Source organism: Pararobbsia silviterrae (assembly GCF_003628125.1).
Classification (GTDB): Bacteria; Pseudomonadota; Gammaproteobacteria; order Burkholderiales; family Burkholderiaceae; genus Pararobbsia; species Pararobbsia silviterrae.
In genome coordinates, this window is sequence record NZ_RBZU01000020.1 from 34,703 (window position 1) to 61,348 (window position 26,646).

Sequence of the window (26,646 nt, forward strand, 5' to 3'; positions counted from 1 at the left end):
ACATTGCACGGCGTGCGACGAATCGCACGCGTGACATGCAGGCATTACTGCGGCAAGACCTCGCCACGCGTCTCGGGCGCGAACGGGATCAGCACGAGCCCGATCACGAACGCAATCGCGGTCAGCGCGATCGGCGTGCCTAGCGTCTTCATATGCAGGACCATCGCGCCGATGCCGAAATTGACGCCCGCGCCGATAAAACGGCCGACCGACGTGCAGAACGCAAACGCCGTGGCGCGCACGCGCGTCTCGAACTGTTCGGGCAACCAGAGGCTGAACAAGGCGAAATTGCCGCCGAAAAAGCCAAGTACGAACAGCAGCCCGATAAACGTCGCGAGACCGTCGGGCAAATAAAACGCCCAGCCGAATGCAAGGGCGATCGAACACGCCATGCCGATGAAATAGATCGCCAGCGTCAAACGACGGCCGATCCGCTCGGCCATCGGCGGCAGTACGAGACAGCCGAGAATCGTGCCGATCGACAGCACGCCCGTGGCGATCGACGCGATGCGCGCGGCTTCCGGTTTGGTCGCACCGCCCTTGACGGCGAGCTGGATCACGGCCGCCGGCTCATAAACGGCCCCGGCCCAGAGGCCGATGATCGCGACCGTCAGCAACGCCGCGGCGATCAGCGTGCGCCGCACGTAGCGCGCGCTGAAAATCTCGGCCAACGGTCCACGCCGCCGCGCGGCGCCGTGACTCAGGCTTTCCGCGCGACGCCACGTATCGCTTTCCTTGACGCGCATGAGGACGATGATCGCGAGCACGACGGGAAGCGCGCCGGTCAGGAACATCGCGCGCCAGCCGTAGTGCGCGCCGATCGTGTAGTTAAGCGCCGCGGCCAGGAAGAATCCCGCGTAATACCCGGTCTGCAGATAACCGGCGCCCATCTTGCGGCGATCCTCGGGCCACGCCTCGGCGACATAGGTGCCCGCGAGCGCCCATTCGCCGCCGATGCCCACGCCCGCAAGAAAGCGATAGAAACCGAGTTCCCAGACCGAATGCGAGGTCGCGGCAAGCCCCGTAAAAATCGCGAACATGAAGATCGTGCCGGCCAGGACTTTCGTGCGGCCGAAACGATCGGCCAGCGGTCCCCAGATAAACGACAGGCCCCAACCGACGAGGAACAGCGCAAAGAGAATGGACCCTGCAAGACCGATATTCGCGGGCGTCGCCGCATAGCCTGAATTCGGCAGCAATTCCGTCAAGGCGGGCGCAAGCACGAGCGCATAAACAAACGAGTCCATGCCATCGAGCGTCCAGCCGGCCCATGCGCCCCAGAACCCCGCGATCTGCGCGCGATTGAGCCGCGTGCGCGTGGCGGGCACGTGCGCGCTGCCCGTGCGTCCTAATGTGTCCATCATGTCTCCTGATCGGGCCTCTGTCTCGAGTAGCCGATACCGTGCCTGAAACGGCCGCTTCGATTTTTCGTGTCCCCTACTCTACGAAGCCCAAGGCGGCGGTTCAATTACGCACGAAGAGACAGCATTACTTTTAGAGTAACGGTCTGGCACGCCCACGCCCACGCTTAAGAAGCGAAGGAATCGACGCGCGTCGATCCGGCATGCGGCCTATGTCCATGAATATTGCTTAAGGACGTTCTCCCGCAAACACCGCCCTCGATCCTTAGCGACCGAACGTCTAAAGCTTGCCGGAACGATCGAGAGCGATGCACTCAAGCGAGCGAGTCCGACATTTCGGATGTCCGAGCCAAGCGCTTGAGTTGCCGCGCATCGCGCTTGGGCGGCGCGCCGAACATGCGCGCATATTCGCGGCTGAATTGCGATGCGCTTTCGTAGCCGACCTCGAATGCCGCGCTTTCGACACCCATCGCGTGCGTCAACATCAGCCGACGCGCTTCGAGAAGACGAAGCTGTTTCTGATATTGAATCGGGCTCAACGCGGTCAATGCCTTGAACTGTCGATGGAACGCCGATCGGCTCAGTTGCGCGATCGTGGCCAGTTCGTCGATCGGGATCGATTCCGCATAACGCTGCCGCAAGGCCTGGATAGCACGCATGACACGCTGCGACGGCGTGTCCGCGAGCGCCATGCGCGCGATATCCGCGCCGTGCGGTCCGGCCAGCAGCCAATAGCAGATTTCTCGAATGATCATCGGCGCGATCGTTGCGATCGCGCCCGGCGTGTCGAGCAGATGCACGAGGCGTAATGCGCAGTCCGCGATCGGGCCGGCGATATCCGCGACAAACACACCGCGGCTCGCATGTGCGGCGACCGCGGGCGGCGCGGGCATGTCTTCGACGACGCGGCGCATGAGCGCAAGGTCGAGCTCGACGATCAACACGAGGCACGGCTTGTCGGGCGAGGCTTCGAATACGCGCCCGAGCGACGGCGCATCGACACCGACGACGAGCGCCTGGCCCGCCCGATATTCGAGGCGGTCGCCGCCGAACGTGGCCCACTTCGCGCCCTGCGCGACGATGCACATCGCGGGATTCGCCATTCGATAGACCGGCGGCTTGGGGTGATCGGAACGCAAAATATGGACACCGGCGATGTCCGTCGTGTACGGGCTTTCGCCCGCCTGACGCTCCGTATAACGGAGCATGGCTGCCGCCAACTGATCCGACATGGTTTGATCGCGCTCGGTGAAGATCGCGTCAGCATACGCCTGCAAAGCACAATTAGGCAGAAATCAGCAGGGTTTCGGCATTCAATTCATGACACTCGGACTCATACAATGGACCCACTCATTCATGAACCGAGAGAACGTCATGCCCCAAACGAACCCTGAATCCACGACCAAGATCGCAATCGTCACCGGCGGCAGCCGCGGCATCGGACGCGAAACCGTGCTGCGCCTCGCGGCGCGCGGCGTGCGGTCGATCCTGACCTACAAGTCGAATCGCGCGGAAGCCGACGCGGTCGTTGCACTCACACGCGAGGCGGGCGCGCCTGCCACGGCGCTCGAACTCGACGTCGGGGCGAGCCATACGTTCGACGCGTTTGTCGAGAACGTACAAGCGGCGCTCAAGGCGCTTGGCGCCGAGCGTTTCGACTATCTCGTCAACAACGCGGGCACTTCATCGGCTGCAAGCTTTACGCAAGGCACGGAAGCCGAGCTCGACACGCAGTTCGCCGTGCATTTCAAAGGCGTCTTTCTGCTCTCGCAGAAACTGCTGCCCCTGATCCACGACGGCGGCCGCATCGTCAACGTGTCATCGGGACTCGCGCGCTTCGCGTTTCCGAATCGCGCGATCTACGGTCCGATGAAGGCGGCGGTCGAAGCGCTTACGCGCTATATGGCGCTCGAACTCGGCCCGCGCCGGATCGCGGTCAACGTCGTCGCGCCAGGCGCGATCGCGACCGACTTCAGCGGCGGCATGGTGCGCGACAATCCGGCAGTCAATAAAGCCGTCGCCGATCACACGGCGCTCGGCCGCGCAGGGGTGCCGCAAGACGTCGGCCCTGTCATCGCGGCTTTGCTATCCGACGATTTTGGCTGGGTCAACGCACAGCGGATCGAGGTCGCGGGCGGGATTCATATCTAGGCTGCCGGCGGCAGGTTCGTCGGCGCATACGGCACGTTTCCGCCCGGGGCATCGAACAGATTGTCGGGGCCGCCGTTGATGCGCTGACGGACCGCGTCGTTGACGACGAGGCCCGCCGGGAACGCGCGCGGGCCGACGCCCGCCGCGATCCAGAATTTGTCCGCGATCCATGCGCGATGCCGCGGCCCCAAGGGATCGGGCTGAACCGCGACCGGCGGGTGCAGCGTGAACTTCAATCCGACATCGGTTTGCTGAAGCCGATCGACGAGCCAAAGCAGCGGTCCGTCCGATAGTCCATGCTCGGCATACCCGCCGCCGACGTCGCAATGTCCACCGGGAAACAGCGCCTGCGTCACATTCGGGCCGTTGTCCCACAACGTCGGCGTAAAGGGCTTGCGTTGTTCATCGAGCGATACCGCATGCACACCGAGATCGATGTTCGAACTCAACGTCGTGTCGCAGAACCGGAATAGATCGACGACGCCCGCGCCGTAATACACCGGAATACCAAGCGCACCGACTGTGTCCCACACCGCGACGGCGGCGACTTTGACGGGGACGAACGACGTATCGTCGAGCGGCTTCGGATTCGAAAATGCCGTGTGGATTTCGAACCATTCCGTCAATCCATCGACGATTTTCTGGAACGTCGTATCGCTGCCGTGCCGCCAGCGATACCAGGCCGAAACGGCCGTGTCATAGCGCGTATCGTCATCGCTTGCCGCAAGGTCGGGCCGAAGCAGGCCTTGCCCCGCGATCAATCCCGCGAGCGCCCGTGCCGTGTAAGCGCCGCGACTGAAGCCGACGATCACGATGCGGTCGCCGGGAAGGTAGTTCCGCGAAATGTAGGTATAGCCGCGCGCAATCCGCGCGACGACGCCGACGCCGAATGCGCCGCCCGCGACTTTATCGAGCAACTGCTGCGAATTGCCGACACCGTGAATATATTTCGCGATCTGTATCGGCGTTCCGCCTGCATCAACGAGCGCCTTCTCCATCTCGGCTCCGCCCCACGGCGTATCCGCCGGGACCGGCGCACCGTCGAGCCACGCGAAACTCTTGCAGACATTCGTGAGATCGGGTTGGCATCCGGCACCCGCTGTCGGAGCGTTGCCGTCGCCGGTCTTCGTTTGATCTTCGGGGCCGTTCCATGTGCCGTCGGCGAAAAAGACGATCGTCTTTGCCATCGTGTTCTCCTTGTCGTCAGTGCAAAGCGCGTCTTAGGGAAAATAAGCAATGCGACCGACGCCCGCTTCAACAGCGGGCGTCGGTCGATCCGGCACTATGGCATCTCGACATTCTTATGGTGAATTCGCGTATTCCCGCCCCCAATGCAAAGGGTCCGCTTGCCGTCGACGCAAGCGGACCCTTCGACAACGCACCGTAAGAAAACCAAACATTCAAGCCAAGCGGTCAAACCCGCCTTGACTCAGATCCGGCTCAACTCCATGCGTGCCGCGGCGGATTCACGCCGTTGAGCACGTAATTGCCGATATGGAACGGCTTCCAGCGCACGGGATCGTGCAAGGTATGCACGCGCGCATTGCGCCAATGACGATCGAGGTTGTGCTCGGCAAGCGTCGAGCGTGTGCCGGCAAGTTCGAAAAGCCGATTGGTCGCTTCGACCGCGATCTCCGTCGTGAGCACCTTCGATTCGGCGGTCGTCAGCGTCGCTTCGGCGACCGTCTCCTCGTTCGGCGTGCGCAGCGCCGCGTCGATCTTACGGCCCGCGCGTTCGAGCAGCGCTTCGGCCGCATGCAGTTTCAGCGCGATCGTGCCGATCGTCGCGATCACGAACGGGTCTTCGGTTGCCTGCTCCTTGCCGCTGTCGATCCACGGACGGCTCTTCGAGCGGATGAACGCGATGGTCTCGTCGAGCGCCCCCTTTGCGATGCCCGCGTCGATCGCGGACTGAATGATCTGCGAGATCGGCCCCGCCGCGGTCTGGTTGTCGAAAGCATCGATCCGCACGACGCGGCTCTTCGGCACGCGCACGTTTTCGACGAGAACGGTACCCGACGCGGTCACGCGCTGACCGAAGCTCGTCCAGTCGTTGACGACGGTCAGGCCTGGCGCATCACGATCCGCGAACACGAGAAACACCTTGCCTTCATCGTTGACCGCGACGATCGGCACGATATGCGCGAGCAGGGCACCCGTCGTATAGAACTTCTTGCCGTTGACGACGACATGGTCGCCTTGCTCGACCACGCGCGTCTCGAACGCCGCGACGTTACGGCTGTCACGCTCCGAAAATGCGTTGCCGAACCGATAGCCTTTGAGCACGAGACCAAAGAGTTCGCGCTTCTGCGCATCGGTCGCATCGAAGGCGATATGCGCGACGAGCGCAATGTGATTCTGCGTAATCTGCGCGATGCTCGAATCGGCGGCCGCGATGATCCGGATGACCTCCGCAAGCGTTGCGTAAGACACTTCGGCGCCGCCATAGGCCTTCGGAACCGTAATGCCCCACAAACCCGATTGCGAATACGCGTCGAGTTCGTCGAGCGGCAGCCACCCTTCCCTGTCGCGCTCCGACGCCCCGTGGGCGAACGCGACGGCCAGCCGCTTCGCGATCTCGATGGCCTCGGCGTCGTCGCGCACGACATGCGCGGGCGCGGCCGGGAGCGGGCGCGGCGCGAACGGCTCGGGCGAGTTGACGCGCAGACGGGTTGCGTTATTCAGTTGTTCAATTGCCGCACTCACGATAGATCGCCTCCGATGGATTTGCGTCATGGGAACACGCGCGCCCGATGGGTCGCTTGCGTGTCGATCGCGCTTGAAAATCCGATGTCGTACGCGTCGTTCAAGCCTCTGTGTCGCCGACGCGCAGTCGCACAAGTCGCGCATTGCTGCGAATCAATATAAGCGGCGCGCGATGCGGATCTAACGTATTTCTGATCATGTCCTTATGCACGCCAAGCGGCGCGTCCAACGCGCGCGCAGCGACTATGCATATGAACAGAAATTCGTTTCGAATGCGCCGGGGCGACCGCACAATAGGCCGAGCCGCGTTATTCCACGTCATTCCATTTCCGTGCGCGATCGATCGCCTGGGGTCGAGCGCGCCGACCGACAAGCCCTTGCCACGAAGCCGTGCGCGCGAATCGATGAAACGACCTCCTCTGCTTCATCTCGCCGCGATCGGCGGCGTATTGATCGCGATCGCATTGATCGGCGTGCGCAACGCCCCCGGCCGCACGCCGAATACGCTGCTCAACGTCTCGTACGACCCGACCCGCGAGCTCTACCAAAGCCTGAACACGGCCTTCGTGCGCGACTATGCGCACGAGAACGGCACGCGCCTCGTCATCGCGCAATCCCACGGCGGCTCGTCGCGGCAAGCGCGTTCGGTCGTCTCTGGCGAACAGTCGGCCGACGTCGTGACGCTGGGCCTGTTCTCCGACGTCGATATCTTGCGCGAGCACGGCCTGATCGCCGCCGGCTGGGCCGATCGTCTGCCGCATCATTCGCAGCCGTATTACTCGACGATCGTATTCGTCGTTCGCAAGGGCAATCCGAAACACATTCACGATTGGCCGGACCTCGTCGCGCCGTCGGTCGAGATCGTGACACCCGATCCGCACACCTCGGGCAACGGCAAGCTCAGTATTCTCGCGGCGTGGGGCTCGGTGGTCTCGCGCGGCGGCAGCGACGCCGATGCACGCGCGTATCTGCGCGCGCTTTACGCACATATCGTGCACTTCGATACAGGCGCGCGCGGCGCGGCCACGACGTTCACGCTCGACAAGACCGGCGACGTCCAGCTCGCGTGGGAAAACGAGGCGTTGCGCGAAGTCGCCGACAATCCGGGCGATCTCGACGTCGTCTATCCGCGCGTCAGCCTGCTCGCGGAGCCATACGTCGCATGGGTCGACGCGAACACCGCGCGGCATCACACCGAAGCCCAAGCGCGCGCCTACCTCGAATTTCTGTTTACCGACGAAGCGCAACGCATCATCGCGAGCGCCGGCTACCGCCCGTTCAACCCGGCGATCGCTCACGAATACGCCACGCGTCTGCCGCCTTTGACGCTCTTTCCGATCACCGCCATCGCCCGCGACTGGGACGATGCCAATCACCGCTTTTTCGACGAGAACGGAATTGTCGAACTCCTATCCGGCTCCGGACACCCTGCTTGAACGCGTCTGGCTCCCGACGCGATCCGCCGTGGCGCGACTCGCGCGCGGCCGCTACGACGCGAACACGGCCAAGCGCGATCTGCTCGCAGGCCTCACGGTCGCCGCGATCTCGTTGCCGCAAGGCATGGCATATGCGCTGATCGCCGGCGTCGATCCGCGCTTCGGGCTCTACTCGGCGATCGTCGTCACGCTGGTCGCATCGCTGCTCGGCTCGTCGTCGCATCTGATCAACGGTCCGACGAGCGCGATCTCGCTCGTCGTGTTCAGCGCGCTCGCGTTCCTCGATCCGAATGCAACCGCGCCGCTCTACGAGTGCATGTTCCTGCTCGGCGTCATGGTCGGCATCATCCAGATCGGCATCGCCGTGTTCCGGCTCGGCGATCTCACGCGCTACATTTCCGAGTCGGTGATCATCGGCTTCATGGCCGGCGCGGCGACGCTCCTTGCGATCGGGCAGGTCGGCAACGCGCTCGGCGTCAAGGACAAAGGCACGGGCAACCAGCACGTGCTCTATCGGCTCTGGCTGACCGTCGTGCATGGCGATCCGATCAATCTCAAGGCGCTCGCGATCAGCGGCGTATCGATCGTGCTCGCCGTGCTGCTGCGTCGTCTCGTGCGGCGCTACAGGCTGCCGCAGATCGATATGTTCGTCACCTTGATCGTCGTCTCGGGCGCGGCGCGTCTGCTCGGATGGTCGGTCACGGGTTCGAACGGGCACGCCGCCATTGCCTTGATCGGTTCGCTCAAGGCCGGCTTGCCGACCGCGCATATTCCGGAAATCCGCTGGAGCTGGATCGGACAATTGACACCGAGCGCGATCGCGATCGCCTTTCTGGGGCTGCTCGAAGCACTGTCGATCGCCAAGTCGATCGCGCATCGCACACGCCAGCCGCTCGACTACAACCGCCAATGTCTCGCGGAAGGCGTCGCGAATCTCGTCGGCGGATTTTTTCGGTGCTTGCCGGGCTCGGGATCCTTGTCGCGCTCCGCGATCAATTTCCAGGCCGGAGCCGCGACGCGCGTATCGGGCATCGTGACGGCCGTGGTCGTCGCGATCGCCGTGCTCTTGCTCGCGCCGCTGACGCGCTATATCCCGAAGGCCGCGCTTGCCGGATTGCTGCTCGTGACCGCATGGCGTCTCGTCGATCTCGAACGCCTGCGCTACACGGTGCGCGCCTCCAAATACGATGCGGGCCTCGTCGTGACGACCGCGCTCGCCGCGCTGTTGATCGGCGTCGAATTCTCGATCCTGATCGGCGTCGCGCTCTCGATCATTCTGTTCGTGCCGCGCGCGGCCAAGCTCAAGGCCTCGGAGCTCGTCGTGACCGATGAAGGCGTCGTCCGTGAAAAGCAGCACGACGATGCCGCGTGCAGCGCCGTCGCGGTCTGGGATTTCGAAGGCGAATTATTCTTCGGCGCGGCGCGCGAGTTCGAGCATCATCTCGAACGCGTCCGCGCGCGGACGCAAGCAGCCGGCGCCGTGCATCTCGTGCTGCGCTTCAAGCGTGTACGCAACCCCGACGTCGTCTGCATCGAAAAACTCGAAACGTTTCTTCGCGATGCGCAACGCGACGGACTCGTCGTGCTGCTCGCGGGTCTGCGTCCCTCGTTCCTCGACATACTCGATCGGCTCGGTTTCACGCATTGGTACCCCGGCGAGCGCTTCTTTCCGGAAGAAGACACGAAGTGGTCCGCGACGCTGCGCGCGGTCCGTTATGCGTATGAGCAGATCGGCTCCCATAACACGTGCGCGCATTGCGCGGCGCGCCGTCCGGTCGAACAAACCGCGGATCTGTACTACCTCGTCTGAGCAGGGTTTCGATGTCGGTCCGCGTCGGACTTTCATCGAAAACCGCCTGACAAAGCCCGCGTCAAAGCACGGATCAGCGCGTTGGAGACCTTCTTTTCGAACGTGTTGCGGGCGATTGCCAAGGTGACGACGTGCTCGCGCACATCGTCACCTTGAGCCTTAGATCGACACCGTCAACCTCGCATAGTAGTAGCCGCCATTGATGCCGAAAGGACTCAAGTGCGGATACAGATCGAAGTTCGAGCGTGCATTCGGGTTCGTTTCGGTCGGATACTTGTTGAACAGATTGTTCGCCCCAATCGCGATCGTGGTGTTCTTCGTGATCTTGAACGCGACATCGAGGTCCGTGATGAACGCCGGATTGATGTTGTCCGCATAGTAGCCGCTATAGTCGGTCGCCCATTGCGTCTGCGACGACTTGCCGTAGTACGTCTCGCGCAACGTCACACGCCACGGTCCGAGCGTATAGGCCCCCGAACCCGAGACCACGATGCGCGGCGTCGCCGTCGTCAGGTTCGAGACCTGAATCGCATCGAGCAACGCAACGCCCGCTGCCTGCAGCGATGCCGGCGTATTGACCGAACGGATCGTCGTGCGGTTGTAGTTCGCATTGAGATTCCACGCGACCGTCCCGTATGAACCGAAATCCGACTTGTAATCGAGCGATGCATCGATGCCGCGCGTGCGCGTGTTCGCGCCGTTCGTGAAGAACTGCGCGTATGTATTCGCGATCGCGTCGGCGGGCACGATCGTGCCGTTGGCCGCAATCGCCTGCGCGGCCAGCGTGCCCGAGATATCGCCCGAATCGACGATCCGGTTGTCGATATCGATCTGATAGGCGTCGACGTTCAAATGCAGACCCGCGACGGGCTCGGCGACGAAACCGAAACTGAATTGCCGCGACGTTTCATCCTTGAGGCTCGGTGCGCCGAGGATCCGCGCGCCCGCCGAATTGAGCGGGATCTGGATCATCGCGCCGCCCGTCGTCACATTGGTCGCCGAGTAGTTTTCCTGAACCAGCGTCGGCGCGTGCGTGCCCGTCCCCGCCGAACCGCGAATGCCGAATGCGGAGCCGAAGTCGTATCGCGTCGAGACGGTGCCGTCGAGCGTGGCCCCCAGGCTCTGATAATCCTCGGCGCGGATCGCGCCGTCGATCTGCCAGGCCGGCAGGATATGCGTCGAGACGTCGGTATAGGCGGCCACGCTATTGCGATGCGCATCGCTCGCGTCGGTCGGCAGATAGCCGGGGAACGCGACCGCGCCGCTTTCGTAATACGAGCCCGGATCGCCCGGATTCAAACTGAACGTTTCGTAGCGATGCTCGAAGCCGACCGCGACATTGACGGGCGACGACCAGAACGGCAGCGAAAACGCGCGCTTGAAGTCGAGGTTCGTCGTCAGTTCCGACGACGTATAGCCACCAACGTCGAACGACGTGGGCGTCGAACCCGTATCGGTCAGCAAACTGTAGTTCGCCGTATTCAGGTTCTGCAGATTGATCACGTCGCGGCCGTAGGTCGTGCTCAGATCCCAGTCCCAATGCGATTCGGTCGTACCCCGCACGCCGACCGTGACGCTGTAGTCGGTTTCGTGACTGTGCTCGATCGGCGAGAAGCCGTTCGGGTAAATCGCTTCGAGGCCCGGCAGATTCTCGGCGATGTACGACGGCGAGCGGTAGTTCTCATAGGCGCGCACCGTGCGATCGGCGACGGTGGCGAAGCTATAGAGGGTGACGTCGTCGTTGAGCGGCTTTTCGAGGTTGTAGCCGAACGTGAAGAGATTCGTCTGCGGATCGCCCTGCACCTGCGCGGGTTCCGGACCGCCGCTCGCGCCGCTGCGATCCGAGGCGCTGTGATGCCGATAGCCGGCGCTCAGCGTCAGAAAACCATCGTCGCCGAGCGCCATGCCGTGCGTCAGATCGAATTGTCCGGTCGCACCGCCGCCGTCGAAATAACCGCCGCCCGTCGTCGAGATCGTCGTGCCCTCGCTTTGCTTCTTAAGCACGATATTGACGACGCCCGCGATCGCGTCGGACCCGTATTGCGCGGCCGCGCTGCCGAGCAGCACTTCGACGTGGTCGATCAACGAGAGCGGAATGAGATCGAGGTCGACCGCGTTGGCGCCCTGCGACGGATCTTCATCGGCATAGAGCGTCGCGGACAGATGCCGTCGCTTGCCGTTCACGAGCACGAGCGTCTCGCCCGGGCCCAGTCCGCGCAACTGGAACGTGCGCGACAAGGCGCCCGCATCGTAGCCGACCGCGGGCGTCGTCAACGAAGGCACGACCGTCTTGAGCGCGTCGAGCAAATTGCCTTGCCCCGTCGCGGCGAGGTCCTGCGCCGTGATGACCTGGATCGGCGTCGCGCTGTCGCGCTGACGCTGCGCGCTCGCGCGGCTGCCCGTGACGACCACGGGATTGAGCGCGACCGTCGATGCGTCACCCGCGCCGGCGCTCGTAGCGCTGGCCGTTCCTGCAACCGTTCCACCGGCGGTTCCACTACCCTGCGCGAGCGACGCGGCATTCGACGAAGCCGATTGATCGGCTTGCGCATCCGGTGTCGCGGAAGCATTCGGTGCTGCCTGCGCAGCAGCCGTGTCGTTCGATGTCGATGCGCCCTGCGCCGTCTGGCCCAACGCGATCGATGTCGCGAGCAGCGACCCGAGTCCAACGGTCCATGCGCCCCGTGCTTTGGTTCCCATTTTCGTTTTTGAATGAATGACCGCGTCATTCCTCTCTCGCGCGTGCTTCACGCCGTCTAAATCCGGCACGCGATTCAAAAATGAAATTGACGCAGACACAGTTATAAAAATGAAGCGTGCTGCGCATCGTACCTTCGTGAACGGCGATCTTTTATGCCGGTTTAAGATAAGGAAATACCCATTTATTCTGCTCGAAACGTCGTGCACGGGTGTACGCGCATGACCGATTCGCTTAAGCTCTGCATCCTCGCTTCCTTGACGTCCCGTGCCGAATTCATGCCTTCCGACGATCGTTTGACTGTGGATCCCGCACGCCCCGGCGGTCGTCGCGACGCGCTCGACGCTCAAGCACCGCACGCGCCGTCGCATGCGTTCGACGACGCGCGCCGCATCGCGCGATTCCGATGGAGCGTGCGGCTCACGTGGCTGCTGCTTTTAGGCGCGATCATCGGCACGCTATCGGGCACCGGACTCGATTTTTCGCTGATCGCCAAGAAGCTGCCGTTTCTGCTCGGCGCGCATCTTTCTCCCGACGGATTTATTCAAGGCGCACCGTTGACCGTGTTGATCACGGTCATATCGATCACGTGCTGCGCCGTGATCGGTGTGCTCGTCGCGTGGGGCCGCATGTCGTCGAATCCGATCGGCTTCGCGGCGGCGACGTTCTATGGCTCGCTGTTTCGCGGCACGCCGTTGATGCTGCAGGTGCTCGTGATCTATCTCGCCTTGCCGCAAGTCGGCATCGTCATGGGACCGATCACGTCGGGCGTGCTCGCGCTGTCGCTGAACTACGGCGCGTATCTTGCCGAGACGATCCGCGGCGGCGTGCTCGCCGTCCCGCACGCGCAACGCGAGGCCGGACGCGCGCTCGGACTCTCGCGGCATGTGATCGCCTGGCATGTCGTCGCGCCTCAAGCCTTGCGATTCATCATTCCGCCGGCCGGCAGCCTGTTCGTTTCGATGCTCAAGGATTCGTCGCTCGTCTCGTTGATGGGCGTCTGGGAACTCAATTTTCTTGCGCAGTCGTACGGCCGCAGCACCTATCGATATATGGAAATGCTCGTGACGGCGGCCGCGATTTACTGGGTCATGTCGATCGTCTGCGAGCTGTTTCAAGCCCGCCTCGAAAAGCGCTACGGCCGCGGTTTCGAACCGCGTACCGCGCTCTGACGCATCCCCCGACCTACCGCTCCAAGCACACCATGAAACGATCGATCCTGACCGCCCTCGCGTTTGCGGCATGCCTGGCCGGCATCGCGCATGCGGGCACGACACTCGACCGCGTCGAACACACGCACGTATTGCACGACGTGCTCGTCAACGACTATCCGCCGTTCGGCTTTATCGATGACAACAACCAGCTCGCGGGATTTGACGTCGATGTCGCGCGCGCCGTCGCGCAGCGTCTGGGCGTCAAGCTCGTGCTCGAAACACCGGCGTGGGAAACGATCGTGGGCGGCCACTGGAACGGACGCTGGGATGTCTGCATCTGCTCGATGACGCCGAATGCCGAGCGCGCGAAGGTCCTCGACTTCGTCGCGCCGTACTACAGTTCGCCCGCCGTGCTCGTCGTCAACCGCGCCGACACACGCATCAAGTCGGCTGCAGACTTGACGGGCAAGAAAGTCGGCGTCGGCGTCGGATCGAGCTATGAGAGCTATCTGCAGAAGACGCTCGTGATTCCGGGCGCGCGACCCATCGCCTATCCGTTCGGCGCGATTCAGATCGTGCCGAGCGATGAATCCGTCGCGTTCGAAAACCTCGCGATCGGTCCCGGGGTACGACTCGATGCGGTCGTCTCGGACCTCGCGACGGCCAACGCACGCGTCAAGCGCGCGCCCGTGTTCCGGATCGTCGGCGAACTCTATGCGGAACCGAATTGGGTCGCCGCCGACAAGGGCGACGCCGAGTGGAACGCGAAGCTTGCGGCAACGATACGCAGTCTGCGCGACGACGGCACGCTGTCGAAGATCTCGCAGCACTGGCTCGGCGAGGACATCGTCAAGGATCTGAACTGATGCCGGTACCGCGCGCTTTCCAGCTGATCGCGTATCTCGCGAAATGGGAACATCACGTCCGGCATGTGCTCTCCTCGTCGTATCCGGAGAGTCTCTCGATCGATGCCCTACGCGAGATCGCGGGGGTGAGCGACGATCGTACATGGCTCGACACGCCGCTCGACTATCCGCCGCTGCGCGGCACGCCGGCGCTGCTCGAGACGATCAGCCGCCTCTACGCGACCACGCGGCCCGACGACATCGCGAGCTTCGCGGGCGGCGACGAAGCGCTCTATGCGACATTCCATGCGTTGCTCGATCGCGATGCGCACGTCATCGTGCCGACGCCGAACTATCAGTCGCTTGAATCGTTGCCGATGTCGTTATGCGACGTGACGGGCATCCCGCTCGATGCGGCGCGCGACTGGCATCTCGATCTCGATCGCGTGCGCGACGCGCTGCGTCCGAACACGCGGTTGATCGTCGTCAATTTCCCCCACAACCCGACGGGCGCGGTGCTCCCGCGCGCGACCTTCGATGCGTTGATCGAGCTCTGCCGCGCACGCGGAATCTGGCTGCTGTCCGACGAGGTCTATCGCATGACCGAGTACGACGTGCGCGATCGGCTACCGCCCGTCGTCGACGTCTATGAACGCGGGATCTCGCTCAACGTAACGTCGAAGGCGTATGCGCTGCCGGGTCTGCGGATCGGATGGATCGCGTGCCGCGACACGGCGCTGCTCGATCGCGTCACGCAGATGAAACAGTATCTGTCGGTCTGCAATGCCTTGCCGTCCGAACATCTCGCGACGGTCGCGCTCGCGGCCGAAGCGCATCTCGTCGAGCGCGTCATGACCCTTGCGCGGGCGCGACGCGACCGCGTCGGCGCGGTGCTCGAACGGTATCCGTCGCTGTTTCAGTGGCGCGCGCCGAAAGCCGGCGTCCTCGCGTATCCGAAGTACCTCGGCCGCGACGGCGCGCAGCGCTTTGCCGAACGACTCGTCCAGGCACGCGGCGTGCTCGTGGTCCCCTCGACGGTCTACGCTTCCGAACTCGGCGACGTCTCGCCCGACTATCTGCGGATCGGCTTCGGCAAGGCCAATCTCGACGCGGCGCTCGAATCCTTCGAGGCTTTTCTCGAAGACGTGCGTATCGCTTGATACACATAAGCATGAAATACGTCGTCATGCATTGAAACGCCGCCTGAATGTGTTAATTTCAACGCGCCTTCGGCAATCGTCGGCGCGCGTCCTCGCAGGAAACGCGCACATACCAAGCACATACAGGCCAATCCATCATGATTCGGACACGACAGGCGTCGCGGATTTGCAATCGGGGCAAGCCACGAAGCACGCGGCGACTTGCATTACCGCGGGTTACCGACAATCGGTTCCAGAGGCTGTCCTCAGTGTCTTAGCAGACGCGTTTGCAGATAATAGACAGCGCCACGCCCCGTGCATGGCGAGCATTCAGCGATCTCCTTTCAAGCAGATGAATACGCCTATCCTTCTCGATCGCCTCGAAACACAACGCGGCCTCGCGTTCCATACGGCCCGTGCGGGCCGCCTGCTGATCCCGGCGCTCGTCGCGGCAAGCCTGATACCCGCCGCGCACGCCGAACTGGGCCAGGCGCCCTCGTGGACGTCGTCGAGCACCGCGAGCGTCGCGGCGCAACAGACGCGCCAGCTCGACGCTGTCTCGTCGGGCTACACGGTCAACGAAACCACGCTCTCGACGGGCACCGTCGTGCGCGAATACGTGAGCTCGGACAACGTCGTCTTCGCCGTGGCCTGGAACGGCCCGAAATTCCCGCCGCTCGACACCTTGCTCGGCGCATCGAACCTGTCGAGCTTCAAGCAAGGGCTCGCGACCGTACGCCAGGCGCGCGGCGGCGGCATCGCGCCCGCGACGGTCGAACAGTCGGGCCTCGTCGTGCAAACGGGCGGTCACATGGGCAAGTTCATCGGCCGCGCGTGGCTTTCGAATGCGCTGCCCAGCGGCTTCAGCACCGACAGCATCCAGTAATCCAGAAGAACGATCGAGAAAAGGGGTAAGCCATGTCCAAATTCACGTGGCTCTGCGCGCTCGCGAGCGTGTGCGTCGCCTTGACCGCATGCGGCGGCGGCGGTGGAAGCAGCAGCAGCGATAGCGCGTCGAATGGCACGAACACATCATCCGCATCGGGCGGCACCGCATGGGCCGACGCCACCGCGACACCGACGACCAGCAGCGCGACGAACGCCATCCCCATCACGATCGCACAGGGACCGTACGGCGCCGTCAACTTCCCGTTGGTCACCGTGACGATTTGCGCGCCGAACTCGAATGCCGCCACTGCCTGCGCGTCCATCCCGAACGTCCTGCTCGATACGGGTTCGTTCGGTCTCAGACTATTCGGCAGCGCGATCAATTCGGCCAACTCGAGCACGATCGCCGCACTTACGCAGCAAACGTCGGGGGGTAATCCGGCGTCCGAGTGCTCGTACTTCGGCAGCGGCTTCACGTGGGGGACCATTCGCAACGCGGATATCAAGCTCTCGTCCGAAATCGCGAGCAACGTACCGATTCAGGTCATCACCGATCCGACGTCCACGGCCCCGACGGCGCCAGGCGGTTGCCAGGTGTCGAGCCAGATCAGCGTGCCCTCGGACCTCGGCGCGAACGGCATTCTCGGCGTCAGCGTCACGGAATACGACAATCTCGGCGACTACTACGCGTGCAACGGCACGAACTGTTCGACATACACGCCGGCATCGAATTCGGTGCGCATCACGAATCCGGTCGCGCTGTTTCCGACCGACAACAACGGCGTGATCGTCGAAATCAAGCAGATCGCCGACAGCGGCGCGGCCAGCGACACGGGCACGCTCGTGTTCGGCATCGACACGGAGTCCAACAACGTGTTGAACGGCACCGGCGCGACGACGTTCACGACCGACGACTACGGCAATCTGAGCGCGACCTTCAACGGACGCACGTATTCGGGCAACGCGTTCTTCGACTCGGGATCGAACGGCATCTTCTTCCCCGATTCGAGTCTGCCGACCTACGGCGACTGGTACGCGCCGAGCGCGACGGTCGGCCTGTCGACCACGCTTATCAGCGCGAATTCGACGTCGGCGACGATCAATTTCAACATCGGCGACGCCCAAACGTTCTACAACTCCGACTATTACGCGTCGAACAACCTTGGCGGCCCGATGTCCGGCACGATGGACCTCGGTCTCTCGTTCTTCTACGGACGGCACGTGTATTACGGCATCGTTGGCAAATCATCGACCGGCGGCGGCACCGGGCCGTACGTCTCGTACGTATCGAACTGAGTGAACACGGCGCGTCACGCACGCGCCGTGCTTACGCACTCGGGTATCCCCTCACTGAATCGACCCCTCGCAAAACACGATAGCTGACATCGCAAAACGCGTCCGCTCGCCGGCATTCAAGTCTCTACACTTTCGGCACGCGCCGATTTCAAGCGCGAAGCCCAATAAAAGAAGGAGACACGCATGCCGGCACGACGCGGTTCGATTTTCGCGCTGGTCACAGCCCATGTGGCGGGGATGGTCGACCTCGTCGCACTGCCCGTCTGGGTCAACGTCCTCATCGAGCGATTCGGTTACGACGCGCAAAACGCGGGCGCACTCGTCACCGCCTACCTGGCCTGCGCGGTCGTCTGTTCGGCCTGCGTCGCCCCCTTGTTCACGCGTATTCCCGCACGGCTCAGCGCAGCCGGCGGCTTCGCGATCGCCGCATGCGGCTTCGGTCTTGCGACGCACGCGGATACGTTCGGCGCGATGGTCGCCGCGCATGCGCTCGCCGGCGTCGGCGTCGGAACCGGCCTGTCCGTCGCGCACGGCATGGTCGGCAAGGCGTCGAACCCGCATCGCTTGTTCGCGTTCTGCCATCTCGCGCTCGGCATCTTCGGCGTGGTCTACTTCGCGGCCGTTCCGCCGCTGATCGTCGCGCACGGCGGCGTCACGCTGTTCACCGTGTTCGTCGCGCTCTCGCTTGTCGCGGCCGCCGCCCTCGCGCTCGCGTGGCCGACGTTCGACGCCGCGGCCGCGCCGCTTGACCCCGCGCGCGCATCCGGTCCGGCCAAAACGCCGCCGCTTGCGCGCGGCTGCTGGACCGCGATCGCGGGCATCGTCTGCATGGCGCTCAACCAGGCCATGGTCTTCAGCTTCGTCCAGCGCATCGGGCTCGCGCGCGGCTTCGGCGATGCGCACGTCAACGCCGTGCTCGTCGCGGGCGGTCTGATCAACATGCTGCCGCCCGTACTCGCGGCTCTGCTCCAACATCGGCTCGACGCACGCAACGTCGCGCTCTTCGGCCCGATCGCGCAGATCGTGCTCGCGCTGACGCTGAGCAACACGACGGCATTCGCCCCCTATGCAGTGGCGTCGGCGCTTTGGGTCTTCGCGATGATTTTCACGCACACCTTCCTGTTCGGGCTGCTCGCCAAGCTCGATACGAGCGGGCGCGCGGTCGCCTATACGCCGGCCATGCTGATGGCGGGCTCCGCGATCGGACCGTTGCTCGGCGGCGCATTGATCGTGCGCTTCGGTTTCGTCGCGCTCGGCGCGGCCGCGACCGTGATCGGCCTCGCTAGCCTCGTGTTTTTCGGCCGGCTGCGCACGCTTGATCGCGCCGAGCCCAGCCTCGGGCTCCCGCCCGTGCACTGATTCCCTTTCTTTGATTTTTTATTCGAGGCACTTGATATGGCAGGCATCGTATTCAGTAACGTCCGCGTGTTCGACGGCAGCGGCTCCGCGCCGTACGACGCGCAAGTCCGCGTCGAAGGCAACCGGATCGTCGCGCTCGCGAGCGGGGCCGCGCCGTCGCTCGCGATCGACGGCGACGACCGCTACGACTGCCGCGGCGCGACGCTGATGCCCGGTCTTGTCGAGGCGCATGCGCACCTGTCGTGGCCGACGTCCGTCGAGAAGTTCGTGCCCGGCATGTCGCTGCCGCCCGAGGAACTGGTCCTCACGACCGCGCGCAACGCGCGCATCCTGCTCGATCACGGCTTCACGAGCGCGTATTCGGCAGGTGCGCTGAACAAGCGCGTCGAGGTCGCGCTGCGCGAACAGATCGAAAGCGGCGGCATGGCCGGTCCGCGCCTCGTCGCCTCGTCGATCGAACGCACGCCGCCCGTCGCGTCCGATGAACAAGCGCTCAACGCGGGCGAGGTCGATCCGCACGGCGTGGGCCCCGAAGCCGTGCGCGCTTTCGTGCGCTCATGCGCCGACATGGGCGCGCGCTCGGTCAAATTCCTGTTGTCGGGCGAAGACGCCCTGCAGCCCGGCGCTTCGCAACAGTTGCTCTATAGCGAAGACGAAGCCAAGGCGGCCGGCGAGGAAGCCGCGTCGGCGGGCGTCTGGCTCGCGGCGCACGCGCAAGCCGCCGAGGCGGTCAAGATGGCGCTGCGCAACGGCTTCCGCGTGCTCTATCACTGCACGTATGCCGACGCCGAAGCACTCGACATGCTCGAAAACGCGCGCGAGCAGATCTTCGTCGCACCCGCGATCGGCATCATCCAGGCGACACTCGACGCCGCGCCGCCGCCGCACTTCGACATGAGCCACATGAAACGCAGCGCCGCCGAAGTCCGCGATCTGCAGCAGCGCCTCGTGCCCGAACTGCGCCGGCGCGGCGTACGCGTGCTGCCCGGCGGAGACTACGGCTTCCCGTTCAACCCGAACGGACGCAACGCGCGCGACCTCGAACTTTTCGTCGAGCTGTTCGGTTACACGCCGGCCGAGGCGTTACATGCCGCGACGGCGCTCGGCGGCGAACTCATGGGTCTGCCCGGCGAACTCGGGCGTATCGCGCACGGCTATCTCGCCGACCTGCTGATCGTCGACGGCGACCCGACGCGGGACATCACGATCCTCCAGGACAAGCGCCGCCTGACCGGTATCATGAAGGACGGCCAGTTCCACAAAGTCCCTCACGCGCTGCGCGTGCTGCACTAACGCGAAACAAACCCGACATTGATGAACGATTCCCAGACCCGTGCCGACCTCGATGCGCTGATCCGCGCAGCAGGCGCCGTCATCGATCCTCCGCGCGTCAAGGGCTGGTATGCGCCCTACCGCGACGCGCAGCCCACGGACGGCGTCGCAGTCCGCCGCGACATCGCCTACGGCAGCGACGAACGCCAGAAACTCGACGTCTACTTACCGACGTCGCCGTCGGACACGCCGCGGCCGGTGCTTGTCTTCGTACACGGCGGCGGCTTTATCCGCGGCAACCGCTCCGAGCGCGCGAACGTCGGCTGGCGCTTCGCGCGCGCGGGCTTCGTGACCGTGCTGCCGAGCTATCGGCTCGGGCCCGCGCACCGCTGGCCGGCCGGCGCACAGGACGTCGCCGCGACCTGGGCATGGGCGCATGCGAACGCCGCCGCGCTCGGCGCGGATCCCGCCCGCATCGTCATCGCAGGCGAATCGGCCGGCGCGGCCCACGCGGCCGCGGCAACGCTGATTGCGCGCCTGCGTCCCGCGGGCCTTGCCGCGCCGAAGGCCGCGATCTTCATCTCGGGCGTCTACAACGTCCACCTTGAAAAACGCGCGCGCCGGCAATTCAAGGTCGCGACGCCCGATCCGCGCAACGAGGCCTATTTCGGCGACGATTTCGATCGATACCCCGAGATGTCGACCGTCGAACAGATCGACGTGCCCGCGTTCCCCGTGCTCGTCACCTGGGCGGAACTCGATCCGCCGCAGATGCATGTGCAGGCCGGCGAGCTGTTCGCGCGGCTCACGACGCAATACGGCTTCGATCCCGACCTCGCCGTGATCCCCGCGCACAATCACCTCTCGCAGCTCGAAGCGATCAACACGGTCGACGATGTGCTCGCGTCCGCGATGCTCGACTTTCTGAACCGCGTCTGAGGGATCATCGGGCGCTAAGCGCCCGGCAAGCCCGCCGCCGCTTCGATGATGCGATCGCGCAGCCAGCGGTGGCAGCGGTCGTTCTCGCGATATTCATGCCATTGCAGAAACTCGTGGACCGCCGGAATCGCCACCGGCGGTTCGACGAGCCGCAACGGCAGCCGCCGCGCGAGTTCGCTCGCGAGACGGCGATGCATGGTCGCGATCATTTGACTGCCGATCAGCGCGGGCGCCATCGAGACAAAGTCGGACGTCGTCACGCGGATGCGCCGCTTGACCCCTTGCGATTCGAGGTAGCGGCTGTCGTAAGTCGGCAAGCGCGGCCAGCCGAGCAACGCGGCGACATGATCGAGCCGCTCGAAGGCTTCGAGGCTCACGCGGTCGCCGACCGCGGTATTGCCTTCCCAGACGACGCACGTGTACGTGTCGTCGAACAGCGGCCGATTCGGATGATCGGACGCGATGAACGGCTCGGGAATGATCAGCAGATCGTATTCGCCGCGCCGGAGTTTGTCGGCCGAGTCCTCCTGCGGCATGAATTCGAGCGTGATATTCGGCGCGACCTGCTCGATCGCGGGAATCACGTGCGGCATCAGCACGTTCGTCACATAGTCCGACGTCGCGATCTTGAAGTGGCGTCGCGCGTGCGCCGGCTCGAATGCCGGATCGATCGCGACGATCGTCTGCACTTGGAGCAGCAGATCCCGCACGGGTTGCGCGAGTTCGTGCGCAAGCGGCGTGAGTTCGAGATTGCGTCCGACGGGCACGAGCAGTTCGTCGTCGAAATACTCGCGGAGCTTCGCGAGCATGCCGCTGATCGCCGACTGACTGAGATTGAGCCGCTCGGCCGCGCGCGTGATGCGCCGCTCTTCGAGCAGCGCATCGAGCGTGACGAGCAGGTTCAGGTCCAGCTTGTTGAATCGCACCGCGTGCGCCTCCATGCAAAACGCCGCCTGTGTCGAACGCACCTTCGAATACACGACGGTCGGTTGCCGGGCCGCGATTGCCAGGGCCGCCGTCGAGAGAGACTGCGCGTATCAGGGGTCGTATTGGAGTGTGCGTCCAATGTCCCCTGTCGCGGTAGTCATGCAATTACGGATTCAATTCCGCTGGACGTTTCATCCGGACGGCATGGGCCGCCGTGGCCTCACACCCCTCACTCTGTCGACACGACATGCTCGCGCCGCGCCGCTTGCACGGCATGCCCCGTGACCGTCGCCAGCACGCGATCGACATCGTCGGGCACCGTATCGCCCCGCCACGCAACGTGCTGATCGGGGCGAATCAATGCATAACGCGCACCGTATAGCGCATGCAGCGCGGGATCGTCGATCACGAGCACGTCGAGCGGGATACCGAGCGCGCGGGCGCGCTCGCGCCATGCGGCCGTCGGTGCGTCGCCGCCGCGCGTCGCGAGCAGCGTGAATCCGTCGCCGAAACGGTCATAGAGCGCCGCGCCTCGCGCGGTTGACGCGCCATCGAGCCACCGATGCGGCGCGCGATGACCCGGCCGTGCCGACGGCACGTAATCGCGATAGTGATGCGGCGGCGCGTCGGTGCCGTCGTGCACGATGACCGGCGAGTCGTCGTAGCGATAGTCGAGCACGACGCCGAGCGTGTCGAACTCGCGGATCTTCTCGTCGAGAATGCGCGTCTTCGCCGCGGCGCGCGCGGCATCGCCGGCCGGTCCGTCGTCCTCGAGCTCGGCCGTCACGAGCGAGCCCGACGAACGGTTGTGATTGATGACGGCCTCGTCGATGGTGCGCAGATGAACGGGGCGCCGCTCGATGCCGTAGCTGTCGAGCAAGGCGTCGCCGGCCCAGCCTTGCAGCACCGCGGCGAGTTTCCAGCCGATATCGACCGCATCGCCGACGCCGAGATTCATGCCGTAGCCGCCGAACGGCGGATGCAGATGGCACGCGTCGCCCGCGAGAAACACACGCCCTTCGCGATAGCGTTCGGCAACGAGGCGAAACGCGGTCCAGTCGTCGATCGACAGCACTTCGGGATCGATGTCGAGCCCCGTCGCGAGACGCAATGCCTCGACCGCGTCTTCGAGCCCCGGATGCGGCGTGAAGCCGAAATACCAGCGCCCGCCCTCATCCATCGGCCCCAGCACGGACGGAGCGTCGCGATTGACGATCCAGTATGCGACGGCGGGCCCGTGCGCATGCCGCTCGGCGAGCTCGGGCGCGCGGAAGATCAGCGTGCGATGCTTCGACAACGCGCCGTCGCCGATCATCGGAATGCCGAGCTGCTTGCGCGTCGCGCTGCCCGCGCCGTCGGCCGCGATCACATAGCGGCTGCGCACGGTCTGCGCGCCCTCGGGCGTCGCGAGCGAAAGTGTCACGCCGTCGCCGTCCTGTTCGAGTCCGGTCACGTTCGTCTTGAAGCGCAGCGTCGCGGAGGGCCATTCGCGCGCATGGTCGAGCAAGGTCTCCTCGAGTTTGTATTGCGGAATCCATTGCGCATGCTCGGCATAAAGCGGATGCGCGCCGGGCCGGCAAAAAAAAGCGTTCTCGAAGCGCGCGAGCGGATGGCCCGCGAGGCGCGTCGCGAAGACGATGTTCGACGGATAGTCGATGCCGAACGGCGCGCGTGCGCGCAAGCGCTCGACGATGCCCCAGCGCCGCAGGTGTTCGCATGTGCGGACGTTGCAGGTCTTCGCGCGCGGCGCATGCCCGACGCGATCGTTGCGTTCGACGAGCAACGTGCGGATGCCGCGCCGCGCCAGCTCGATCGTCGCGGCGAGACCGACCGGCCCGCCGCCGATGACGACGACATCCCATCCATCCGATGCTGCTGACCGATCGTCGTTCATGCGTCTCCTCTTGCGTTCTTGAGTGATTGTCCCGATTGGCGAAGCCCATGTTAGTTTCGGATAGTTCACGGCGTATAGATCACAGACGTCATACACGCTATGAAAACCCTGCATAACGGGATCGACCGGCTCGAATTTCTGCTGGTCATCGAAGCCGTGCTGCAACACCGTACGATCACGCGCGCCGCGCAGGCGCTCGATGTCAGTCAGTCGGCGCTGAGCCACACGCTCGCGCGGCTGCGCACGCGGCTCGGCGATCCGCTGTTCGTGCGCGTGGGCGGCGAGATGCGTCCCACGCCGCTCGTCACGCGGCTCGCGGAGCCGATCGGCCGCTCGCTGCGCATCATTCGCGACGAGGTGCTGAGCCCGCCCTCGTTCGATCCCGCAACGACGACGCGTGTTTTCAACGTCTGCGTCGGCGAGGTCGGCGCATTCATCATCGTGCCGCGCGTGCTGAGGCTGCTGCGCGAACGCGCGCCGCACGCGCATATCGTCGCGCTCGACGTCTCGCGCCGCGAGATCGTGCCCGCGCTCGAAGAGGGACGGCTCGACGTCGCGATCGGGTATTACCCCGAACTCAAGACAAGCCTCTATCAACAGCAATTGTTCACGCGGACCTTCGTCGGCATCGTGCGCGACGATCATCCGCGCATCGGGCAGCGGCTCACGCTGCGTCAATTGCGCTCGGTCGCGCTCGTGCGTTCGCCGGGCACGCTCGCGATCAACCGTTGGCTCGACAACCGGCTCGGCGGCGCCGACCGCGAGGCCGTCGTCATGGAGATGCCCTATGTGATGGCGCTCGCGCCGATCCTCGCCGAAAGCGACTGGATGGGCATCGTGACCGAGGAACTCGTGCCCGCGTTTCGCAAGCTCGCCCCGCTGCGCGCTGTCGAATTGCCCGCCGGCCTGCCGCGTATTCCGGTGCGTCAGCATTGGCATCGGCGTTACAAGGACGACGCCGCGAACCGCTTTATTCGTCAGGCCATCTACGACGCGCTCAACGAAGCGTGACGATCGAGGCGGTGCGATCCGTCCACGCTTCACTATGCACGTCGTGCATTCCGTGTATGACATGCGCTCGATTGACGCATAGTCGCCGCGTTCGTAGTCTTCGTAGGCACAAGCCCGCCATGACGGGCCGCCGATACGCATAAAAACGGAGACATCGTCGATGAATCGCGCGTTCGCAGCAGCGGCGCGCGCACGGCCCGCCTGTCGAGCACAGGCGCGGGCACGGGCGCGCACATGACCGCCTCCTCTCCCGTCAATCTCTCGCGCCTCATCGATGAGCGGCCCATCGGCCGCATGCAGATCGCGACGTTCGTGCTCTGCGCGTCGGTCGCTTTCCTCGATGGCATCGATTCGCAATCGATCGGCATCGCGGCGCCGTTCATCGCGCGCACCTTGCATCTCGACAAGGCACAGCTCGGCTTCGTGTTTTCGGCGGCCGTGCTCGGCGCCGTGCTCAGCGCGATGGCGCTCGGCTCCCTGGCCGATCGCATCGGCCGCAAACGCGTGCTCATCGGCTCCGTCGTGCTGTTCGGCATCGGCACGTTCGTGACCGGCTACGCATCGTCGTATGCGACGCTCATCGCATGGCGCGTGCTGTCGGGCATCGGACTCGGCGGCGCGGTGCCGTGCTTTATCGCACTCGCATCCGAGTATTCGCCGCGCCGGCGACGCGCGACGATCACGAGCCTTTTATGGGCTGCATTTCCGCTCGGCGGCATGGTCGGCGGCTTCGCGAACGCTTATTTGCTGCGCCATTTCGATTGGCACTGGATGTTTGTCGTCGGCGGCCTGGTGCCGCTCGGACTCGCCGCCGTGCTCGCGTGGCGGCTGCCCGATTCGGCCGGCTTTCTCGCGACAGGCGACGCCCGAGAAACGGCGTTGCTGCGCGTGGTCGCCCGTCTCGGCCTGCCGACCGATCGCCGCTATGTCGTCGACGTCGAACGGCGCGAGGGCGCACCCTTGCGCGCGTTATTCGCCGAAGGCCGCGTGCTCGCCACGGCCTTGCTTGCGCTGACCTTCTTCATGGCGTTCGGCACGCTGGCCGTCGTCGTGCTCTGGTTCCCTGTGCTGTTGCGCGCGGACGGCATGGCCGCCGCCGACACGGCCGTCGTGATCGGATTCCATGGGCTCGGGGCGTTGATCGGCATGGCGATCGTCGGACGGCTCATCGAACGCTTCGGCGCCGCGCGCGTGCTCGTGCCCGCGTTGATCGTCGGCGCCGCGGTCACCGCGATGACCGGACAAGCGGGCACGTCCGTCGCCGCGACAAGCCTCGGCCTTGCGTCGATCGGCGTGTTCGTGGGGATCGGCGCGTCGGGCGCGATTGCGCTTGCCGTGTTGTTCTATCCGAGCGAAATGCGCTCGACGGGCGTCGGCTGGTCGATGGGCATGGGCCGGCTCGGACAAGTCGTCGCGCCGATCGCGTTCGGCGCGCTCATCCAGCACGATGTCGATGCCGCGCATGTGCTGCTCGTCCTGTCCGTGGCTCCCGCGCTCGCGGCCGTCGCGGTCGCGATCATGTGCATGGCGCGGCTCGTGCCCGCCGCGCAAGGCGGCCTCGCCGGACACTGACAATTAATATTATTCATTGCAATTTGCTTTCGACCTGATGACCGCGTTGTCCCATCCTCCGGAAAACAAGCACTGACGCGGCTTTCCATCGCACTCACCCGATCTACGGGATTTCACTGACGCGCCCTTCAGATAATATTGATTAATATTATTACCGCACGTCACGGTCCGACCGTCACGTGCGATCG

At 64.5% G+C, this 26,646-nt stretch carries 20 protein-coding genes; 13 read left to right on the plus strand and 7 right to left on the minus strand.

Features of this window, described 5'->3' with window-relative positions; all coding sequences use genetic code 11:
* Positions 1-44 precede the first annotated feature (44 nt).
* Positions 45-1,364 (minus strand): MFS transporter, encoded by a 1,320-nt coding sequence (locus D7S86_RS27625; protein WP_420813314.1) that lies wholly within the window; start codon positions 1,362-1,364, stop codon positions 45-47.
* 311 nt (positions 1,365-1,675) lie between these two features.
* On the minus strand, positions 1,676-2,593 hold the full coding sequence (locus D7S86_RS27630; RefSeq protein ID WP_121091366.1) for an AraC family transcriptional regulator: 918 nt from the start codon (positions 2,591-2,593) through the stop codon (positions 1,676-1,678).
* Between the two features lie 142 nt (positions 2,594-2,735).
* On the opposite strand from D7S86_RS27630, the gene D7S86_RS27635 reads away from it, so the two are divergent.
* Positions 2,736-3,512 carry an SDR family NAD(P)-dependent oxidoreductase gene (locus tag D7S86_RS27635; protein WP_121091346.1) on the plus strand — a complete coding sequence of 259 codons (777 nt, stop codon included), beginning with the start codon at positions 2,736-2,738 and terminating at the stop codon, positions 3,510-3,512.
* Here D7S86_RS27635 and D7S86_RS27640 read toward each other — a convergent pair.
* Positions 3,509-4,699 (minus strand): DUF2235 domain-containing protein, encoded by a 1,191-nt coding sequence (locus tag D7S86_RS27640; RefSeq protein WP_121091347.1) that lies wholly within the window; start codon positions 4,697-4,699, stop codon positions 3,509-3,511. The two genes, D7S86_RS27635 and D7S86_RS27640, sit on opposite strands and share 4 nt — an antisense overlap.
* Positions 4,700-4,952: 253 nt before the next feature.
* Positions 4,953-6,179, minus strand: coding sequence for an SfnB family sulfur acquisition oxidoreductase (locus D7S86_RS27645; protein WP_240648439.1), 1,227 nt, complete (start codon positions 6,177-6,179; stop codon positions 4,953-4,955).
* Positions 6,180-6,622: 443 nt separating this feature from the next.
* Between D7S86_RS27645 and D7S86_RS27650 the strand changes: the two genes are divergently transcribed.
* Together D7S86_RS27650 and D7S86_RS27655 are read left to right on the plus strand one after the other, a co-directional pair.
* Positions 6,623-7,654: a sulfate ABC transporter substrate-binding protein gene (locus D7S86_RS27650; RefSeq protein ID WP_121091367.1), complete on the plus strand. Its 1,032-nt coding sequence runs from the start codon at positions 6,623-6,625 to the stop codon at positions 7,652-7,654.
* Positions 7,617-9,464, plus strand: coding sequence for a SulP family inorganic anion transporter (locus D7S86_RS27655; RefSeq protein ID WP_240648437.1), 1,848 nt, complete (start codon positions 7,617-7,619; stop codon positions 9,462-9,464). The genes D7S86_RS27650 and D7S86_RS27655 overlap by 38 nt, the downstream gene beginning before the upstream one ends.
* A 159-nt stretch (positions 9,465-9,623) precedes the next feature.
* On the opposite strand, the gene D7S86_RS27660 is transcribed toward D7S86_RS27655, so the two are convergent.
* Complete coding sequence (locus D7S86_RS27660) at positions 9,624-12,164, minus strand: TonB-dependent receptor plug domain-containing protein (RefSeq protein ID WP_158602116.1); 2,541 nt, start codon at positions 12,162-12,164, stop codon at positions 9,624-9,626.
* Between the two features lie 219 nt (positions 12,165-12,383).
* On the opposite strand from D7S86_RS27660, the gene D7S86_RS27665 reads away from it, so the two are divergent.
* The 8 genes from D7S86_RS27665 (at position 12,384) to D7S86_RS27700 (ending at position 21,054) form a co-directional block, all read left to right on the plus strand.
* The gene (locus D7S86_RS27665) at positions 12,384-13,334 is read left to right on the plus strand and encodes an amino acid ABC transporter permease (RefSeq protein WP_205962902.1); all 951 of its coding nucleotides are present in this window, start codon (positions 12,384-12,386) and stop codon (positions 13,332-13,334) included.
* Between the two features lie 32 nt (positions 13,335-13,366).
* Positions 13,367-14,182, plus strand: a complete 816-nt coding sequence (locus tag D7S86_RS27670) for a transporter substrate-binding domain-containing protein (protein ID WP_121091352.1) — start codon at positions 13,367-13,369, stop codon at positions 14,180-14,182.
* Positions 14,182-15,321, plus strand: a complete 1,140-nt coding sequence (locus tag D7S86_RS27675; protein ID WP_121091353.1) for a pyridoxal phosphate-dependent aminotransferase — start codon at positions 14,182-14,184, stop codon at positions 15,319-15,321. Before D7S86_RS27670 ends, D7S86_RS27675 begins: the two co-directional genes overlap by 1 nt.
* A 331-nt stretch (positions 15,322-15,652) precedes the next feature.
* Positions 15,653-16,186 carry a DUF2844 domain-containing protein gene (locus tag D7S86_RS27680; protein ID WP_121091368.1) on the plus strand — a complete coding sequence of 178 codons (534 nt, stop codon included), beginning with the start codon at positions 15,653-15,655 and terminating at the stop codon, positions 16,184-16,186.
* A gap of 32 nt (positions 16,187-16,218) precedes the next feature.
* The gene (locus D7S86_RS27685) at positions 16,219-17,484 is read left to right on the plus strand and encodes a DUF3443 family protein (protein ID WP_121091354.1); all 1,266 of its coding nucleotides are present in this window, start codon (positions 16,219-16,221) and stop codon (positions 17,482-17,484) included.
* Positions 17,485-17,667: 183 nt separating this feature from the next.
* A complete protein-coding gene (locus tag D7S86_RS27690; protein ID WP_121091355.1) occupies positions 17,668-18,843 on the plus strand; it encodes an MFS transporter in 1,176 nt (391 codons plus the stop codon).
* Positions 18,844-18,879: 36 nt separating this feature from the next.
* Positions 18,880-20,136: an amidohydrolase family protein gene (locus tag D7S86_RS27695; protein ID WP_121091356.1), complete on the plus strand. Its 1,257-nt coding sequence runs from the start codon at positions 18,880-18,882 to the stop codon at positions 20,134-20,136.
* A 21-nt stretch (positions 20,137-20,157) separates the two neighbouring features.
* Positions 20,158-21,054 carry an alpha/beta hydrolase gene (locus tag D7S86_RS27700; RefSeq protein WP_121091357.1) on the plus strand — a complete coding sequence of 299 codons (897 nt, stop codon included), beginning with the start codon at positions 20,158-20,160 and terminating at the stop codon, positions 21,052-21,054.
* Between the two features lie 14 nt (positions 21,055-21,068).
* Here D7S86_RS27700 and D7S86_RS27705 read toward each other — a convergent pair whose 3' ends face one another.
* Both D7S86_RS27705 and D7S86_RS27710 read right to left on the minus strand, forming a co-directional pair.
* Complete coding sequence (locus tag D7S86_RS27705; protein WP_121091369.1) at positions 21,069-21,980, minus strand: LysR family transcriptional regulator; 912 nt, start codon at positions 21,978-21,980, stop codon at positions 21,069-21,071.
* A gap of 230 nt (positions 21,981-22,210) precedes the next feature.
* Complete coding sequence (locus D7S86_RS27710) at positions 22,211-23,875, minus strand: FAD-dependent oxidoreductase (RefSeq protein ID WP_121091358.1); 1,665 nt, start codon at positions 23,873-23,875, stop codon at positions 22,211-22,213.
* A gap of 99 nt (positions 23,876-23,974) precedes the next feature.
* Here D7S86_RS27710 and D7S86_RS27715 point away from each other — a divergent pair, with 99 nt between their 5' ends.
* Together D7S86_RS27715 and D7S86_RS27720 are read left to right on the plus strand one after the other, a co-directional pair.
* Positions 23,975-24,886, plus strand: coding sequence for a LysR family transcriptional regulator (locus D7S86_RS27715; RefSeq protein WP_121091359.1), 912 nt, complete (start codon positions 23,975-23,977; stop codon positions 24,884-24,886).
* Between the two features lie 234 nt (positions 24,887-25,120).
* Entirely contained in the window at positions 25,121-26,458 is a 1,338-nt protein-coding gene (locus D7S86_RS27720; RefSeq protein WP_121091360.1) for an MFS transporter, read from the plus strand.
* Positions 26,459-26,646 lie beyond the last annotated feature (188 nt).